The 1,216-nt window shown below is 63.7% G+C and carries 2 protein-coding genes and 1 pseudogene; all 3 read left to right on the top strand.

What is annotated here, in order from left to right; all coding sequences use genetic code 11:
* Positions 1–456: pseudogene (locus tag AC04L7_RS19065) on the top strand (hypothetical protein); the annotation flags it as partial.
* Between the two features lie 89 nt (positions 457–545).
* On the top strand, positions 546–866 hold the full coding sequence (locus AC04L7_RS19060; RefSeq protein WP_436001306.1) for a hypothetical protein: 321 nt from the start codon (positions 546–548) through the stop codon (positions 864–866).
* A gap of 40 nt (positions 867–906) precedes the next feature.
* The coding region (locus tag AC04L7_RS19055) for a hypothetical protein (RefSeq protein ID WP_475513754.1) at positions 907–1,216 on the top strand (310 nt) is incomplete at its 3' end.

The raw sequence follows: 1,216 nt of genomic DNA, 5'->3' as shown, positions 1-1,216 counted from the left end.
ATCAAGGACCTGGAATCCAAGAACATCTTCAAGGGCGTGCCGAACGAAAAGCTGTACGAAGGCCTGGCCGCCGGTGCGCTGGTGCTGGAATCCATCCCGGGCTACCGCATGACCTACGCGGGCAACCCGTTCAAGGACGACAACGCGGCGTTCAAGCTGGTCAACGACGTCAAGAAGGGCAACGCCGGCCGTTACGAGGTGATCTTCGGCAAGGACCCCCAGTCCTTCGCCAAGGTGATCCTGCCGGGTATCGCGCGTACCGAAGAGATCTCCGGCTTCAGCCCGATCAACGTCATCACCGATGAGCCGGGCCGCTTCACCGCCGCCGACCTGCCGACCGCGCACATCGCGCCGAAGGTGGAGCTGGATGCCGAAGCGCACGACGACGTCGACGAAGACGAAGCGGTGAATGAAGAAGTGGCCGAAGCCGAAGAGTCCTCGGCGCCGCGCCCGTAACCGAACCGATCCACATCGGTCCCCTGGGATGGCGGCGGCCTGTACTGGCGCCGCCATCATTCTTGAAGCACCCCAGATAGGAAGTTGACGTGAGCGAAATGACCATTCCTTTGGCGGCGGCCTTGAAGTTGGTTTCTGTGCTGGCAGAGATCCGCAATGGGTCGGCACCGGAAGGACGCTACCTGGATGGCGCAGGCACCGAGTGTGATGCCGAAGAGCACGACGCCACGTGGCACCCGTACGAGCCGGAAGAGCAGCGCGCATGGCTGGAGAGCGTGGCGAGCATGTCGCGCGATGCGCTGAACGAATTCAAGCGCCAGGGTGAAGCCCTGGGCATAGCGATCGAAATTCCTGATGAGCCGCAGGTGGAAGCGCCTGCCGAGGCCTCTGGCCCCGGCATGAGCCGCTGAGTCTGCTGCACATCCCCGCACGCACCGAAAGAGGACACCTATGAGCAACCAGAACGCCCCCCAGACGCCCGCTCTCGTGAAGTGGGTGCAACTCAACGCACAGCACCCGTCGATCCGCCTGGTGGCCAGCAAGAAGGCCTGGGGCTCTGTTCGCCTCGAAGTYACCGGCGCGTCGCACCTGACCGATGTGCAGCGAGACGGCCTGCGGAAACTGGGATTCGGCAATCCCAAGCGCTGGGGCGGTGAGGCGTTCGTGCGCAAGGAAATCAAGATCGCGCTGGCCGAGCTTCGCCGCGTGTTCCCGGATGCGGCCGAAGTGATGATGCCGCGCGTGGACGCAACCCATGTCG

The sequence above is a fragment of the Pseudoxanthomonas sp. LjRoot204_2 genome (genome assembly GCF_056175765.1).
Note: the sequence above shows the minus strand (reverse complement) of the source record. Positions and strands in the feature narration are given on the sequence as shown.